This is a genomic window from Paenibacillus popilliae ATCC 14706 (assembly GCF_000315235.1).
GTDB classification, from domain to species: domain Bacteria; phylum Bacillota; class Bacilli; order Paenibacillales; family Paenibacillaceae; genus Paenibacillus_B; species Paenibacillus_B popilliae.
Map to the genome: position 1 here is coordinate 1 of NZ_BALG01000133.1, position 15692 is coordinate 15692.

At 47.8% G+C, this 15692-nt stretch carries 15 protein-coding genes and 2 pseudogenes; 6 read left to right on the top strand and 11 right to left on the bottom strand.

Annotated elements, in window-relative coordinates; genetic code table 11:
- The coding region (locus PPOP_RS09785; RefSeq protein ID WP_148277896.1) for an S-layer homology domain-containing protein at nt 1-1126 on the top strand (1126 nt) is incomplete at its 5' end.
- Nucleotides 1127-1380: 254 nt separating this feature from the next.
- Entirely contained in the window at nt 1381-1482 is a 102-nt protein-coding gene (locus PPOP_RS25890) for a helix-turn-helix domain-containing protein (RefSeq protein WP_422730635.1), read from the top strand.
- A gap of 252 nt (nt 1483-1734) precedes the next feature.
- Here PPOP_RS25890 and PPOP_RS24155 read toward each other — a convergent pair whose 3' ends face one another.
- Both PPOP_RS24155 and PPOP_RS20480 read right to left on the bottom strand, forming a co-directional pair.
- The gene (locus PPOP_RS24155) at nt 1735-2028 is read right to left on the bottom strand and encodes a glycogen/starch synthase (protein WP_006286126.1); all 294 of its coding nucleotides are present in this window, start codon (nt 2026-2028) and stop codon (nt 1735-1737) included.
- Nucleotides 2025-3044: pseudogene (locus PPOP_RS20480) on the bottom strand (hypothetical protein). Before PPOP_RS20480 ends, PPOP_RS24155 begins: the two are co-directional and overlap by 4 nt.
- Nucleotides 3045-3631: 587 nt before the next feature.
- Here PPOP_RS20480 and PPOP_RS09800 point away from each other — a divergent pair.
- From PPOP_RS09800 to PPOP_RS09810, 3 genes are all read left to right on the top strand, one after another.
- Nucleotides 3632-4036 carry a hypothetical protein gene (locus PPOP_RS09800; RefSeq protein ID WP_006286129.1) on the top strand — a complete coding sequence of 135 codons (405 nt, stop codon included), beginning with the start codon at nt 3632-3634 and terminating at the stop codon, nt 4034-4036.
- A 559-nt stretch (nt 4037-4595) separates the two neighbouring features.
- The gene (locus PPOP_RS09805; protein WP_422730636.1) at nt 4596-5756 is read left to right on the top strand and encodes an ATP-binding protein; all 1161 of its coding nucleotides are present in this window, start codon (nt 4596-4598) and stop codon (nt 5754-5756) included.
- 129 nt (nt 5757-5885) lie between these two features.
- Entirely contained in the window at nt 5886-7397 is a 1512-nt protein-coding gene (locus PPOP_RS09810) for a leucyl aminopeptidase (RefSeq protein WP_006286131.1), read from the top strand.
- A gap of 339 nt (nt 7398-7736) precedes the next feature.
- Here PPOP_RS09810 and PPOP_RS09815 read toward each other — a convergent pair whose 3' ends face one another.
- The 9 genes and pseudogenes from PPOP_RS09815 to PPOP_RS09845 all read right to left on the bottom strand — a co-directional run bounded on the left by PPOP_RS09815 (nt 7737) and on the right by PPOP_RS09845 (nt 14622).
- Nucleotides 7737-8537, bottom strand: coding sequence for a hypothetical protein (locus tag PPOP_RS09815; RefSeq protein WP_042228281.1), 801 nt, complete (start codon nt 8535-8537; stop codon nt 7737-7739).
- A 15-nt stretch (nt 8538-8552) separates the two neighbouring features.
- Nucleotides 8553-9323: an ABC transporter permease gene (locus tag PPOP_RS09820; protein ID WP_042228283.1), complete on the bottom strand. Its 771-nt coding sequence runs from the start codon at nt 9321-9323 to the stop codon at nt 8553-8555.
- Nucleotides 9320-10183, bottom strand: coding sequence for an ABC transporter ATP-binding protein (locus PPOP_RS09825; RefSeq protein WP_006286132.1), 864 nt, complete (start codon nt 10181-10183; stop codon nt 9320-9322). Before PPOP_RS09825 ends, PPOP_RS09820 begins: the two co-directional genes overlap by 4 nt.
- Complete coding sequence (locus PPOP_RS09830; RefSeq protein ID WP_006286133.1) at nt 10173-10952, bottom strand: A22B family peptidase; 780 nt, start codon at nt 10950-10952, stop codon at nt 10173-10175. The genes PPOP_RS09825 and PPOP_RS09830 overlap by 11 nt, the downstream gene beginning before the upstream one ends.
- 85 nt (nt 10953-11037) lie before the next feature.
- Nucleotides 11038-11421 (bottom strand): hypothetical protein, encoded by a 384-nt coding sequence (locus tag PPOP_RS21895; RefSeq protein WP_006286134.1) that lies wholly within the window; start codon nt 11419-11421, stop codon nt 11038-11040.
- Between the two features lie 131 nt (nt 11422-11552).
- Nucleotides 11553-11678 (bottom strand): annotated as a pseudogene (locus PPOP_RS25120) (helix-turn-helix domain-containing protein); the annotation flags it as partial.
- A 93-nt stretch (nt 11679-11771) separates the two neighbouring features.
- A complete protein-coding gene (locus PPOP_RS09835) occupies nt 11772-11957 on the bottom strand; it encodes a P-loop NTPase family protein (RefSeq protein ID WP_006286136.1) in 186 nt (61 codons plus the stop codon).
- On the bottom strand, nt 11947-12726 hold the full coding sequence (locus PPOP_RS09840; protein ID WP_042228286.1) for a hypothetical protein: 780 nt from the start codon (nt 12724-12726) through the stop codon (nt 11947-11949). Before PPOP_RS09840 ends, PPOP_RS09835 begins: the two co-directional genes overlap by 11 nt.
- A gap of 951 nt (nt 12727-13677) precedes the next feature.
- Nucleotides 13678-14622: a DMT family transporter gene (locus tag PPOP_RS09845; RefSeq protein ID WP_042228288.1), complete on the bottom strand. Its 945-nt coding sequence runs from the start codon at nt 14620-14622 to the stop codon at nt 13678-13680.
- A 157-nt stretch (nt 14623-14779) separates the two neighbouring features.
- Here PPOP_RS09845 and PPOP_RS09850 point away from each other — a divergent pair, with 157 nt between their 5' ends.
- Nucleotides 14780-15670, top strand: a complete 891-nt coding sequence (locus tag PPOP_RS09850) for a LysR family transcriptional regulator (protein WP_042228289.1) — start codon at nt 14780-14782, stop codon at nt 15668-15670.
- The last annotated feature ends 22 nt before the right edge of the window (nt 15671-15692 follow it).

The following is a 15692-nucleotide window of genomic DNA, read 5'->3' on the forward strand; positions in this document are numbered from 1 at the left end:
GCCACAGACATCCAGCAGTTCAAGCAGTAGTTCAAGCTTAAGCTCAGGCACTGGAACGAAAAATACACCAGCAACAGGATTAGCTAGCAATAAGGCAGCGTTGAAAGGAAAAGACTTGACACTGACGTTCGATGGTGAGTTAGATGTCGCCTCTGCTGAAACTATAGCTAGCTACACATTGGAAAAGCATAGCAACGGGAAATTTGAAAAAGACACAAAGGTTAAAGTGAAAAATGCAAAATATGGTTATGTTGCGGGTCAAGCCCAAAGCACGGTTGTATTACAGCTAGAGGGACTTCAAGCTGGAAGTAAGTATCAAGTAACGGTAACTGGTGTTAAAGGCTCTGGGCAAGCAGCAATTGCGGAGACAAAAGCAACATTTGATGTGCCACAATCATCCAGCATTTCAAGCAAAAGTTCTCGTTCAAGATCAAGCAGAAGTTCTCGCTCAAGCTCAAGCCCAAGCCCAAGCACTGTAACGAAAAAGGGCACTACTAGTGGTAAAACAAAAGCAAGTGGAACAACTGTAGAAAAGAAAAGCAGTAACGATGATAAAAAATCCATTACTCCGCCGAGCAAGCAAAACGTGAAAACACCGAGCGACTCGGTTCAAAAAAGAAGTTCTACGCCGCAAAGGACGCAAACCAAACCGGCATTCACTGACCTGAAAAAACACAGTTGGGCGCGTGAATCGATTGAGTTCTTACATGCAGAAGGCATTATTGCGGGAACAGCAGCAGGTCAATTTTCTCCTACTGCCAAAGTAACGCATGGTCAAATGACAATATTCGTGCAAAGATTGTTTAACAATTCAAAGCAAAGCTTCTTGCAAAAAATGGCTTCTGGCTTCAAAAAGAACAAAACGATGACAAGACAAGATGTTATGGTGATGTTGTATAAAGCCATGATTGCAAATGGAATGAAGCTGAAAGCCGGTCAACCGAACGCCTTGAAGGGTTATACAGATGCTAAAAAATTGAATAGTAATGCAAAAGCGGCAATTTCTTCCCTGATCGCAGAAGGCATTCTTTCAAGCAAGACAAATAAGCTAAATCCAACGCAACAAGTAACAAGAGCAGAAGCAGCCGTTTTCCTGAAAAGAATGTATGATAAACTGAATAAATAGTTTATCATAACAGAGGTAAGAAGATCGAGGGTGAACTGTGACCCGAGAGATGGACACTTAAGTGCCCTCTCTCGGGTTTTTTGGGATAGTAAGGAGATAATCACAAGCGAGTATGGCGAGCAGAAGAGTTGAATCAAATTTCTTAGCAAGCCTTGGCAAGCAAAAATGAACCATTTATCGAATAAGAAACAGATAAAGAAACGGACAAAGTGGGATATCAAGCCATCTAATTGCACTAGAAAAGCACACCCATGATGGCAATCGTTGAAATTTTGAATCGTAATCGAATGACGGTGAGCAGTTACATTCATGCGTACGAAAACGGCGGATTGGCCGCCTTGCGGCTCAAGCATTGATCTGGTGCTCCTACTCGGTTAACCAAGGAACAGCAAGATCAGTTGAAGCAGACCGTCGCCTATTCGGTGCCCCACGAGGTCGGCTTTACAGCCAAGCACAATCGGGATTATCAAGCGATTCAGAAAACCTGGTTTCTTCGCGGGAAGCAACGAATCATTTGGCAAGAAGACGAACACGCTACGGCTGAAACTTTTTTTGCCTTTCTCCAGAAGATCCTCGCGGCTTATCCGCCGGGGAAACTTGTTCTTGTGTTAGATAATGGCATCCGCGCCATCGCTCAGGGCGGCGTTCATCTGGAAGACCCAATCCATGAAGGCGGGAGGCGTCAGCGGAGCCAGCATCGCCACGCGGTGGACATGGACGCCGTCCATCCGTTCGTACGCCGGAGACCCGGGGACATCGCGGGTCAGGACGTGCACCTCGCAATCCCCGTGCACGAGATGCCGCGACAGGTCGTAAACGGCGTGCGACAGTCCGCCGACGACGAGCGGCGGGAACTCCCAGGCGAGCATCAGCACCTGCACGGCCGGATCCGGAGCGTTCATCCGAACGAAACGCTGCTCAAGGGCGCTCCCTTCCTTATCGTTCGCCTCCCCGCCGAGCAGCGTCCGGTAATCCGGAAATATTTGAGCCCGGTAGTAAGCCGGCTGCCGTCCTCCAGCAGATATGGGCGGATATCGTTCCATTCCGCCTCGTCATGCCAGCCGAGGTCGAAGCCGATATCCCGGTAATATTCCCGGTAGTCGGCATCTCCGGGATAGCCCTCGCGGCTGCTCCACACTTGGCGTGACGACTTCGGATCCCCGGCGAACGCCGCGATGCCTCCCGTCGTCATGACAGGGGCGTACGGCAGGGAGGCCGGAACCGGGTTCGCCTTCGCCCAGGTGTTGTACGCGACGGCGACATAGCGGATACCACAGGCCTGCAGTTGCGGCGCGAGGGCGGGCGAATAGGCGCATTCGGGCAGCCACAGCCCCATCGGCCGCCGACCGAGATGGCGCTCCGCCTCCTGCAGCCCGGTCTCCAGTTGGGCGCGAACGAGCTTCTACTGCTTCACGTAAGGCAGGAAGGCGTGGGTCGCGGCGCTGGTGATGCACTCCAGATGGCCTTGCTCCATATAATGGCGGTAGCCGTCGATGAGATGCCCACCCCACTCCCGGTACAGCGCTTGGTACCGCCGCCAGCGCTCTAGATACATGGCGGCGACTTGCCGCAGCGCTCCCGCCGCCAGCCGCTCGAGCTCGGAGGAAGCGAGGCGGATGGATTGAGCCAGATGCGCTTCGAACCGCTCGTGAAGCCGACGATCGTCCATCATGGCGAGCAGGATGGGGGACAGCGAGAGCGTCAACCGGAACGGGATGCGATCCCGCTCAAGCCGCCGGAACCGATCCAGCAGTGGAAGATACGTCTCCAACACGGCTTCGAAGTACCACCGCTCTTCCAGCGTGCCGCTGCGGTCCGGATGACGCACATAAGGCAGATGGGCATGGAGAAGAAGAGCGATCTGCCCCGTACGAGCGGGAGAAGTATGATGCTTGCCAAGCGGAACCGTTGTGATCATGCGGGGACTCCTTCATGCTTGGAATATAGCGTATATACGGAAAATTGCTCGAATAGAGTGCCGGCCTCGGACTTGAGCGGCATGATTCCGGATGAAGCGGAATGGATGCCGTTCCGCAGCAGCCCGTCTGCGCGGGGAGATATGCCAGTACGCGAACAGAGTGTCCGAGTTCTTCGCCATCAGGTGAACTCTTTGATCACTTGATTCCGAGCGCGAGCGAACCGTCAACTGGACGACAGCGTCATAGCGATTCTCAGAATGGAGCAGCCGCTCATACCAATGCGGGGAGACACAGCAACAGGCATCCGTTCACCCGGTTGCGTAATGAATATAGAGCTGCCCGCTCGCTTCGTCATACTGGAACATAGTCAATCTGCTTCGAACCAATGAACAGCATGTCAGGCTTCATCGACAAACCTCCCTTTGAAAATCGTTATTGTCACATCTATATGCCGGCAGAGCGTATGATTAGACGTGGGCAGACGAGACATTGAAGGAATTAACCGCTTACGTATCGAATAAGCTAATAAGACAACGGAGAGATGGCCGAATGCAGAAGCCTTATATACATACCGAGGAGGGAGAACATGAGTTTCTGTTGTGGAGCAAGCATGATTGGAACGAAGGGCACGCTTCAGCATTACCGTACTCGCATACGAAATGTTCCCCTGTTGCTGTGTCCGGTATGCCACTGTATCGAGGTGCATTTTCTCGTAGGAAATGAGTACGAAATTCTGGCGGAGTATGCTCATAGCGATGGGATGGAGGAGGTGAACTTCAAGGAGTACGTCGCTACGGACGACAGTCAACTGTTCGAGAACTGCATTAATCATGAGAAGGACGATCCGATCGAGCTGGTCCGCAACCAAATCGACAATGCGCTCGATCTGCTGGCATTGGCCAAGCAGTGGAAGGATAAGGAATGGGAATCGCAACTGAAGCGGCGACTCGCGCTGATGAGTCGGCACAAGGCGCAGCTCCCGAAGCCGTAGACAGAATAGGGGCCAGACAAATGGATGAGTTCAACATAGGGAAAGGCGACACGCGGACGTACGGGACCGTCGCAGGAACAACTGCGATGACGGGCATCGATACATGACCGGGTCGCCTTTTTTTCGTTTGGGGCTGTAGGCGCGCCATCCTTTAAGTTACTTTTATGGGATACGAGTTTTTTAGTATATTTTCGACATTATCTAGGGTTGACGTTTTTGCCAAAAGTTTACTATGATGGAACTGTTGGAATTGATCTTGCTGAACGGAACAGGTTGCTGTAAATGAGGTGAATCCCGTATGAATTCGATAAGCGTACAGGCAGAGTGTGAACGGTCGGAATGGAAGCTTCGATATGTCGAAGGAGTCAGGCGTTATATGCTGTACGGTGGAATAAGGGAGTTGAACCTTGCACGGGAGACTGCCCGTGCCGCTCCGCTGAATCCGGAGATGGTATGGAGCCTCCACGAGGAAGCTATGTTTACCGTGCTGTCCCATGTAGAGACGGGTGCGGCCATGAAAATGATGCATCGTTCGTTTCTGTATTTCATGGAATGGATTATGGCTAATAAGGCAGAACAGGGAAGCAAGGAGGGAATCATATTGGTATTAGACCCGATTCGCGAACCTTGGTTTCGGTCCGCACAGGCATTGTATTCCACCCAGATGGCGCACAATAAATATGAAAGTGTGCTTCAGCAATTGGATAGCGGCATTGTGTTGTTCGATCGGAGCGGCGTTCTTTCGTTTATCAATGTGGAGGCCGCCAAGCTGCTTGATATTCCCTGCAAGGCGCTCATCGGCTGCAGTCTGCGGGAATTACTGTTCCATCCTCTGCTCCAAAAGGACAAGCGTAAAGAAATAGTGCGATTGTACAAAGATACCATTTTAGTGCGTAAGCGCTGTCATGAATTCTCTGACCGGAATGACAGGCATTACTTAATTAGCGTTACTTACGGGGAGCAGTTGGACGGCGATTTTTTATTCATTATCAAGGATGTATCGGATTTCAAGCGGATTGAGCAGACGGCGTATCAGAACGACAAGCTGGCGATCCTGGGCAAGTTTGCGGCCGCCATTGCCCACGAGATACGGAACCCGCTTACGTCGATTCGAGGATTCATCCAGTTGTTGCGCCCACATTTGATACATCTGGGCAAGGAAGAGTATGCACGAATCATTCTCGCGGAGATTGACCGCGCGAATGACATCATAATTGAATTTCTGAATTCATCCAAGCCATCCGCCCCAATGACCTCAGAAGTTCCCATCTCCCCCCTGCTTCGCGAAGTCGTACTTCTTACCGAAAGCGAAGCGTTGATGCAAGGCTGCGAAATCGAGCTGGAAGAGGCTCTTCATGGCGTCACGTATTGCGTATCGATTGACGTGAAGCAGATTAAGCAGGTCATTTTGAATATTGTCCGCAATGCGATTGAAGCGATCGGACACATGCAGGAAGATCGCCAGGGCCGGATTCGCATCACAACGGAGAAGGAAGGCAGGTATATCGCCATCCGAATACGGGATAACGGAATCGGCATGGAGCAGAAGACGCTGGAGCATTTATTTGACCCCTTCTTCACGACGAAGACAGAGGGCACCGGCTTGGGATTGTCAGTCAGTTACCGCATTATTAAAAATCATGGAGGGATTATTGATGTAAACAGCAAGGTAAAAGAATGGACGGAATTCGTTATTAAGCTTCCTTTAATCCTATCGTAATCGCCCGAGTCAGCACTGCCGCGGCATCGGTAAATTTCCGCTAGCAAAATGGCCGTGCCCGAATTACGGAAAATATGGTAGTATTGATACTATGGCAACTTCAATATAAGCAAAAGGGATGATTCATACGTGAACTTATCGAATGTAGCTTGGCTGGACAAGGTTACCGTTCAGATGCAAGCGAAGGCTGTAACCGACATTGAAGCGGACGGCATTGTCGTCATTGGATCCCGCTCCGAGCTGGAGCAAGCTTCCGGGTTCCCGGGAGCGGAGGCTTGTCAGGCCGCGGTGAAGGCCGGGCTGTTCGAGGCAGGCTGCTGCAAGACGTATGTCGCGGCAACAGGCCAAGAGAAGGCTCCCGTCCTCATTGCGGTCGGCCGCAAGGACGAGGCGCTTGCGACGAAGCAGGTGCGCCTGATGCTCGCGGAAGCCGCGCGCGAAGCGGTCAAGCTGAAGCTGTCGCGCATCGCGGTAATCGTGCCGGACGAGCTGAAGAAGTCAGCCGGCGAAGAGGCGGCTGCGATGGCGCATGTCATGGTGGAAGGCTTCTTGCTCGGAGCATACCAGCGCGTGACGTACAGGAAAGACGCTAAGCCAATTCACTGCGTTGAAGCACTGGTGTTGGTCGGAGAAGGCCTTGATGAGAAGGCATGGAACGAAGGCGTTGTTCGCGGGCATGCCTATGCCTACGGAACGACCTTTGCGCGCGATCTGACGAATCTGCCTGGCAATGTGCTGTACCCAAGCCGCCTCGCGGAGACGGCGATGGAATTGGCGAAGCAGTTCGGCTTCGAGGCGCTTGTGCTGGACGAGAAGGAGATCGAGGCGAAGGGCATGGGTGCCCTGCTGGGCGTCGGCAAAGGCTCGTCCAATCCGCCGCGCATGATCGCCTTGAAATACCAGGGCAAGCCGGGATGGAAGGAGGTGTGCGGTCTTGTCGGCAAGGGCATTACGTTCGACACCGGCGGCATCTCGCTGAAGCGCTCCACCAATATGGATGAGATGATCTGCGACATGGGAGGAGCCGCTGCCGTGTTGGGCGCGATGGCGGCTATCGGCCGTCTGAAGCCGCAGGTGAACGTGGTCTGCGTCGTCGCTTCGGCCGAAAATATGCCGGCAGGCAACGCGCTGAAGCCGGGGGATGTCCTCACTTCCTACAGCGGACGCACGATTGAAGTGTTGAATACGGATGCGGAAGGCCGCCTCGTGTTGGCGGACGGCATGACGTATGCCAAGGAGCTCGGCGCCAACAAGATTATCGATGTGGCAACCTTGACAGGGGCCGTAAGTGTGGCGCTCGGCAGCATCTCGACGGGAGTCGTCACGAACGACAACGCCTTCTTCGCCCGCTTCCAGGAAGCGGCGGCGCACACGAACGAATATGTGTGGCAGCTACCGTCCCACCAGGAATATTGGGATATGCTTAAAAGCGACGTAGCCGACGTGCGCAACGCCATTCCAGGCGGTGCGGGCACGATTACGGGCGGACTGTTCATCGGCACGTTCGCGGACGGCCTGCCTTGGATTCACCTCGATATTGCGAGTACTGCCTTCCTGAGCAGCGGCCGCGGAGTCGATCCGAAGGGCGCTACCGGGGTTATGGTTCGCACCATTGCCGAGTACGTGTTGTCGGAGGCGTAAGCGTCTACCGTTCGCCATGACGGGATAGAATCGCTAGAAAAAGTAACAAGAGCCCGCAAAGAGATGTCATCTGGAGTTGGGGCGGCTGAACTGCTTTCCCAGCAGCCGCCCACGGGAGCGTAAGATGAGACGGGGCGACTTCCACCTCTGGAGCACAGGCAGACAAGGCTACGAGAGCGTCAGGCCGAGCATGGGAATCTGGTTGCATTACATACGCAACAACATTTTTATGCTCGAGCTTGGTGAATGCTCGGGACTCCGTAAGGAGATGTCCAACAACCCGCAAAAAGTACAGTGGCCAGGGTTGGAAATCAAAGCTATGGATAACTGTGAGGTGGCCTATTTTCGCAGTTGTACCCAATAACCGAAGCAGATACCGATCGCTGCGACCAACAGATTATATCCAAATTCGACGAGAAGCAGATAAGGGGAAACTGGGGTAGTGCCCAATAAATCAATGGAAGAAGCATACATCATCGGGGATAACCTTCGCGGAATTACACCGAGTAGATACAAATGACACAAAGCAAAGGCGAGTACCGTCCAAATGATATAGATTGAGAATTGATTTTGAAAAAACGTAGTAACAAATTGCGTGAATAGGGAAAAGGACACCATTCCTGCAATGAACACAATACCTACTGCGATAAGGGAATATGGCGAGATGGTTACGAAAGTAGTCTCCTGATAACCAAGTGCATGTAAATCTATTTTTGTCGAAAAAGAGAAAAATAGAAATCCAATGATAAAATGAACCATGACAAGTATAAAACTATAGCCAAGAGATAGACAAATATGAGCCACTGTTTTACCTAACCACCAGCTACAGCGTGTATTCATGCGTGTATATATATAAACTTCATAAACCGGATGGTTACTAAATAAATTATAGCTAACATAGACGAGTGGAAAAAAGGGAAGCACCCAGCCTATCATTAGCAGATAAGAATCATAACAATGTAGACCGCCAAATGAAAAAAATATAAACTCCCACATCCCCAGGGACAGCGAGAAAGTTGTTTTTGTATAGTAGAGCAAGGATGCTTTTAAGACGGCTAACAGTATGAAAAACCCAATGATGTAGACAATATCTCGTCCTCGAACAGCGATGTGACCATACATTTTTAATTGTTGCAGCATAGTAACCTACCTATATCAATGTATTAACATTTTTTTGCGCACCACCGAAAAATTAATGAGCCCGAAACCTACAAAAAGCATGAACGTATAGGTAATAGACCATTTCATAGTAAATCCATCTATCGGAGCGAATTTATTATTAGGGACATGTAAAAAATACATAATCTGCGTTGTTGGTAGCCAAGCTACCCATTCCTGGCTCATGTTAAACCAGATGAGATAGGAGGCTAAGGCAAGGGTAGAACCGACAACCCAGACCCAAACCACATGGCTCCATAATATTGATAAAAAGATAACCAAACTGCCAAAACCGCTCAAGGTGAAGATGTATAACCCAAACATACTGATGGCACTGACAGCAGGAGGCGTCTCGAGTTGGATTACAAATTCATCAAATCCCCAAGGCAAGTTCGCCATCATTCCAATTCCAATCACAACGCCAAAACTGGTAGTTACAAAAACAAAAGCGGATAAAAAAAGAACGATGATTTTGGCCATGAACCAGCTCAGTCTGGAACGATTGCGCACAAAAGTGTATTGAACATATCCCGTCCTTTGATCTTGTAATAACAAGTCCGTAATGATGATTAAGAACAACATCGGAACAAGCACCATAGCAAAAAAATGCTGGTTGAATAACAGGATTAAAAATGAATATATGGATACAATATCTGGCTCAGGCAAATATAAAAACTGCAATAGAGCATATATGGCTACAATAAATATAATAAATGCCCATCTCCATTTTCTCCGGATCATCAGTTGATAAGCCTCAAAAGTAATCATGTGCGTATGTTCACTTCTACTGCTACGATGTTGTTCTGCTTCAAGTAATGGTCTACTTGAGCACGGTTCTCCCATGTTCCACTAATGATACAGGCCGGATTTCCATGCACTCGATCCGTTAATTGCAACGTAGGGGTAACTTGATACATACGCTCCAGTTCCTCCATACTTTTCAATACGATGGTCCAACTGGATGTTCTATGTTCCTGCGACAAAGATAAATGGCCATGCTCAATAAGGTATACTTTGTCACAGTATTGCTGAATCTCGCTTTTTTGATGAGAGACGAGGATAATCGCCGTCTTGCGTTGCACTTGTTCACTCCAAAGCTCATAAAACATCGTTAAGCCAGCTTCATCTAACCCATTTGTTGGTTCATCGAGTAGCAACACTTGTGGTTGTTCCATGATGGCTTGGGCAATTCCGAGTCTTTGTCGCATTCCGACAGAATATGATTTTACTAATTTACGGTTGTTCGGATCAAGACCGACTTGTTGCATGCAGTCTGTAATCGTCTGCTTACTAATTTTATTTCTAATTCCAGCTAACATATATAGATTCTCAAAACCGGTGAACTGGGGCAAAAATGCCGGGTGCTCAATTAAAATACCAATCGAAGTCGGAATATTACCGACAAATCCGGGCTGTATTTTTTTTCTGTTTACATAAACCTCACCCTGATCCGCATAGATAATTCCGGCAATAATCCGTAATAACGTTGTTTTTCCACTGCCATTCTCTCCCGTTATGCCAACCGTTTCACCAGGCTGTACTTCCAAGTGAACATGCTGTAAAATCTGTTTACGACCGAGTTTTTTTGAGACCGTTTTTATTAAAATTCCTTTGCTTTCATATGGCATTTTGCGATTCCCTCACTTTGAATTTAACAGCATAGATACTGAATGTAATGATGACGAGTGATAGGGATATTCCTCCCCATACCATAGCAATTTCAAAGATACTATAATCGTTTCTTAACATATATATCCCAAGTAGATCTAGAGGGGCATATCTAATTTTTGAAATAATATACAAAAAAAATTGCAGTATAAAAGCAAATAACCAAGGTAACGCCACGACAAGATAAATGTTTGTTAGTAGGGTAGATAATGTAATTGAGAGGAAAGAAAAGCAGATAGCTGCCAATATCGTATTTAAAATAATTAGCAAAACATAGACAAAAGGGTCTGCTTTGTAGAGATCAAGTGCATAAACAATCTGACTGTGGGAAATATCATAGATTGGATATCTTACCATTGCATAAGCCATGGCAATTAGTTCTGTCACACATACTAAAACAAAGGAACTAATGGCTGCTGATACAAGCTTACTCCCAATAAATTTCCAACAATTCGTTCTAATCATGACATAATTGTAAAATCCGGTCTTGCGATCCCATGCCAATGAATGACCAACCAATAAGGTTACAGCTAATGGGAATATTCCTGCAAGAAGAGCCTCTGCTCCAGCACCATGAGCGTAAAAGTATGCTGAGAAAAAGTTAGGGTGTATTGGATCAAAATAGGTTTCTAGTCCTTGAATAAAACATGCAATGATAATTATAAATGGAATTATAGAATACCACTTACAAAATATTCTAAATAACTCCATCTGTGCAATTTTTAACAACCTTAACTCACTCCAGTAACAATTTTAGTAGTCAAGCAAGGGGGTTATTATAAAAACTCCCTTGCTTGACAGCAAACCAATAAACTTATGGTGTCCAACTAAACGTACATTGAGTATCTACATAATTCCATAAAGAAGTTTCTAGCATTAGCATAATGGTTTGACCTTTAGAAGCACTGCTATAAATATTTGTAGTATTGTATTCAGGTAATGCAGTTTCAGGGGAAATGTTATTTTTTGAAGAGTCACAGATAGTACCAAAAATAGCTTTATCTTCTCCACCAATTGATCCCATTTCAACTACTTGCGTTGAGCCACTTGCAGGGTGACTATTTGAATACCAATTACCACCTAATCTGGGAACTACTGGTGAAGATGGGCCATACTTTGTAGCAGCTAGTGCTGACCCGGCAGAAGTTAGTAATGCAATAGATAGACCCGTTGCCACTAAACCTTTTTTCAGTTTCATTTTTAAAATCTCCTTTCAGATATGAAATATATTAATAAAAATGTACAACCTAAGAAACATAAATCAAATGGATATAATCTATTGCCCAAAAAGGACTAAAAGCGAAACTATCAACTCACGCGGCCTCAATTGATTTCTCGACCAATCGTGGAAGGATGGCGGCCAAGTTTTTTGGCAATTTCGCGTAAAGAGCATTTCATTTGTACAAGCAGTTCTAGTTTAGATCGTTCCGTTATGCTAAGATGTTTATAACCCATAATGAGATTCTCCTTGTGTAATGGTGTGTGTGTGGTAACTCCCATTGTACACGAATCTTCCCTGGGCCATTTTTTTAGCTGTCGCACTTCATATTACAATCCGTCGTTTACATAAACCTCACCCTGATCCGCATAGATAAATTTTCCGCTGCCATTCTCCCCCGTAATGCCAACGGTTTCACCAGGCTGTACTTCCAAGTGAACATGCTGTAAAATCTGTTTACGACCGAGTTTTTTTGAGACCGTTTTTATTAAAATTCCTTTGCTTTCATATGGCATTTTGCGATTCCCTCACTTTGAATTTAACAGCAGCATAGATACTGAATGTAATGATGACGAGGAATAACGCTGTTCCCCCCCAAACAATAGCAATTTCAAAGATACTATAATGATAAGCGGTTCTTATCATGTATATCCCAAGCAAATCGAGAGGAGCATACTTGATTTCCGAAATAATATATAAGAAGAATTGCAGTAAAAAAGCAAATAACCACGGAAGCGCAACGACAAGATAAATGTTTGTTAGTAGGGTAGATAATGTAATCGAGAGGAAAGAGAAGCAGATAGCTGCTAGTACTGTATTAAAAATAATTAGCAAAATATAGACGAACGGCAATTCCTTGTACAAAGGTAGCGCATAAGCAATCTGAATATGTGAAATATCATAGGTTGGATATCTAAGCACGGCATAAGCGAAGGCTAACAATTCCGTTACGCATACCAAAATAAAGGAAGTAATAGCTGCGGCTATAAATTTACCCCCAATAAAACGGCGATAATTGGTTCTAATCAGTCCATAATTGTAAAATCCAGTCTTACGATCCCACGCCAATGAATGACCAACCAATAAGGTTACAGCTAACGGGAATACTCCTGCAAGAAAACTATCTGCTCCAGCACCATGAGCGTAAAAATACGCTGAAAAAAAGTTAGGGTGTCGGGGACTGAAATAAGATTCCATCCCTATAATAAAAAAAGCAATAATAATCATAAATGGAACTATAAATGCCCACCTACAAAACGTCCTAAACAGCTCCATCCGTACCATTTGTAACAACCCTTAACTCACCCCAATACATAAATAAATTTAGTAAAGAGCAAGAGAACTTGTATCCGGTTCCCTTGCTCGACGGCAAACTTAAGGTGTCCAACTAAATGTACACTGGGTATCTACAGGATTAAGTGCAGATGTTTCAAGCATAAGCATAATGTTTTGATTCCTATATGCATCGCTATAAATATTTGTAGTGTTGTATTTCGGTAATGCCGTCTCATCGGAAATATTGTTTTTAGAAGTGTCATTGATTGTGCCGTAAATATCTTTATTCCCACCAATTGATCCCATTTCAACTACTTGCGTTGAGCCACTTGCAGGGTGACTATTTGAATACTAATTACCACCTAATCTGGGGACTACTGGTGAAGATGGGCCATACTTTGTAGCAGCTAGTGCTGACCCTGCAGAAGCTAGTAATGCAATAGATAGACCCGTTGCCACTAAACCTTTTTTCAGTTTCATTTTTAAAATCTCCTTTCAGAAATGAAATATATTAATAAACCAAAGAATATGGTAAACTTATCCTATGAGAAGATGGTGACCATATGGCCAAGGATAACCGAGTGATGTTACATGCTATGTTGTGGGTCACTAGAAGCGGGGCGCCGTAGTAAGACTTCTCTGAACATTGCAGTTCATGGCGGTGTACACTCATTTGCCGTTGGCATAAACGAACGTGCGATTGGTGGCTTTACAAGGATCGCTATCGGGTTGAATATTCTACAGTAAATGTAAACTAGCCACTTGTTATGATGAAAAGCTAAGCTGTACATTTGCTAGTTTTTTTATCCTTGCCTTCTCGTTGCAACTATTAACAATCTATACTATCGTATTGGGATAAGTATCATGAACTCATTGTATACTCGAAATATATGGTTTGTCAACCATAAAATGTAGTTAATTGGATCGGGACTGTTGGTTACTGTATCTTATTTGTTCCACTCACGGTCTATACGTATGGCTGATGGCTGCTTCCCGCCGCATGATCAGATTGTTGGCAATCAGCGCGCCGACGATAAGGAGTGAGCCGATAATCTCGGCTGCGGAGACCGTATAGCCCTGGATGACCGAGATGACGAATGTCGTCGCAGGCACGAAGTTAATGAACAGCATGCCGTTCACCGAATTGAGGTGTTGAATGCCCTGTATCCAACTCAGCAGGGCGATCAGACCCGCCACGACGATCATGAATAGCATTTCGGGAATGATCCGGACGACCTCGGATGCTTCCGGGACATCGAGGATGCCGACAAGCGTCAGGCCGAGGACGGCGGCCATCGTCGTCGCTCCCCCGTAGATGCAGGTCAGCGTAGCGAATCGAAGCGCTGACCAACCGGAGAATTGGCCGCTGCCGACGGAGAAGACAACCCATCCAATAACGCCGGCGAATACCGATAGTAAGGGCAGCAGTTGCAGGCCGCCGTTCGCGAGGGCAGTAAACTCGCCCTTTGTGACGACGAAGAGCACACCGATAAAGGCAACGGCAACACAGCCCAAGGTCCGGATATTCGGACGCTTGCGGGTCAGCGACCAGACGAGCAGCACGGCGATCATCGGCATGAACGATTCCATGATGGATGCGAGCAGCACGCCGGATTTGCCCAATTGATGCTGGCCCCAGAAGACGCCAAAATTATATACCATAAAAGCGAGTGTTCCCAATCCCCACAGCTTCATGCCGTGGCCTTCGGTCCGGAAGGCTTTCTTGCCTTCCTTCCAGGCGAGCAGCAGAACCAGTAGCACGACGACAGCGCTATAGCGGATGCCGGAGAACCAGAACGGATCGATATGATGCAGCGCGCTCTCGGCGATAGGGAACATCGCTCCCCAAGCGATTGCGGAAAACAAACAATAGAAAGCGCCTTGCCAAAAACGGGACTTGCCCATGATATTTCTCACTCCTGTATGCACAATCTGAATAATAAGCAGCGGCTATCCTACATCATAATGCTGCTTAGCTATCTTGTAAAATAATTGAAAGTGATTTAAGATATCACTATTAATGTTACCTGAATCACCACGGGAACGGAGGGACAAGCCGGGGATGGAAGTAAGCGATATACATATTTTTTTGGCCGTTGTCGAGCATGGCAGCGTAAGCCGGGCGGCTGAGGAGATGGGATACGTCCAGTCCAACGTGACCGCCCGCATCCGCCTGATGGAGCAGGAGATCGGATATCCGCTGTTCCACCGCCACCGCCGGGGCATGACCTTGAATGCGGAGGGACGGAAGCTGCTCTATTATGCGGAGCGTGTAGCCTTGCTCATGGCGGAGATAAAGAAGGCGTTCCAGGATCCCAACGATCCAAGCGGCTCCCTCCTTATCGGTTCGATCGAGACGGTCGTTGGGCTGCCTGATATTCTCAGCCTGTTCTACCGCAACCATCCGAAGGTCGAACTCTCGCTTGTGACGGGTGTGACCGAGAAGCTGATCGAAGAGGTGCTTGATTATCATTTGGACGGCGCATTCGTCTCCGGGCCGGTGAGCGCAGCCAATCTAGAGACGATTCCGGTTCTCGAGGAGGAGCTGGTGCTCGTCTGCGGACGGTACGCTTCGGAGGACAAGCTCGGCATGCCGCTTCCGTTCCGGGAGCTGCTGCATTTGCCGATACTTGTGTTCCAGCGCGGCTGCGGATACCGGGCGCAGCTCGAACGATGGCTGCAGCAGGAAGGCATTCAGCCGGCGAAGGTTATGGAGTTCGGCACGCTGGAGATGATTATCGGCACGGTTGCAGCTGGACTCGGCATTACCGTCGTGCCGCGGGCCGTCGTGAAGAATCAGGAGGCGGAGGGCTCGCTCCGCGTATTTCTGATTCCGCCTCCCTTCAACAAGGTCTCTGTCGTCTACATCCGCCGGGGAGACGCTTATCTGGGTGCCGTAGAGCAGAGATTTATCGAAGCGATCGGGGCGATTCGAAGTCGGCGAAGCGCGTGAGGCGAACGTGAACAAGCAGCGA

What these genes read in the sequence shown, in the direction of transcription:
- PPOP_RS25890 (WP_422730635.1), top strand. Translation starts at nt 1,381, where the DNA reads ATGGCAATCGTTGAAATTTTGAATCGTAATCGAATGACGGTGAGCAGT.
- PPOP_RS24155 (WP_006286126.1), bottom strand. Translation starts at nt 2,028, where the DNA reads ATGAACGCTCCGGATCCGGCCGTGCAGGTGCTGATGCTCGCCTGGGAG.
- PPOP_RS09800 (WP_006286129.1), top strand. Translation starts at nt 3,632, where the DNA reads ATGAGTTTCTGTTGTGGAGCAAGCATGATTGGAACGAAGGGCACGCTT.
- PPOP_RS09805 (WP_422730636.1), top strand. Translation starts at nt 4,596, where the DNA reads ATGGCTAATAAGGCAGAACAGGGAAGCAAGGAGGGAATCATATTGGTA.
- PPOP_RS09815 (WP_042228281.1), bottom strand. Translation starts at nt 8,537, where the DNA reads ATGCTGCAACAATTAAAAATGTATGGTCACATCGCTGTTCGAGGACGA.
- PPOP_RS09820 (WP_042228283.1), bottom strand. Translation starts at nt 9,323, where the DNA reads ATGATTACTTTTGAGGCTTATCAACTGATGATCCGGAGAAAATGGAGA.
- PPOP_RS09825 (WP_006286132.1), bottom strand. Translation starts at nt 10,183, where the DNA reads ATGCCATATGAAAGCAAAGGAATTTTAATAAAAACGGTCTCAAAAAAA.
- PPOP_RS21895 (WP_006286134.1), bottom strand. Translation starts at nt 11,421, where the DNA reads ATGAAACTGAAAAAAGGTTTAGTGGCAACGGGTCTATCTATTGCATTA.
- PPOP_RS09835 (WP_006286136.1), bottom strand. Translation starts at nt 11,957, where the DNA reads ATGCCATATGAAAGCAAAGGAATTTTAATAAAAACGGTCTCAAAAAAA.
- PPOP_RS09840 (WP_042228286.1), bottom strand. Translation starts at nt 12,726, where the DNA reads ATGGTACGGATGGAGCTGTTTAGGACGTTTTGTAGGTGGGCATTTATA.
- PPOP_RS09845 (WP_042228288.1), bottom strand. Translation starts at nt 14,622, where the DNA reads ATGGGCAAGTCCCGTTTTTGGCAAGGCGCTTTCTATTGTTTGTTTTCC.
- PPOP_RS09850 (WP_042228289.1), top strand. Translation starts at nt 14,780, where the DNA reads ATGGAAGTAAGCGATATACATATTTTTTTGGCCGTTGTCGAGCATGGC.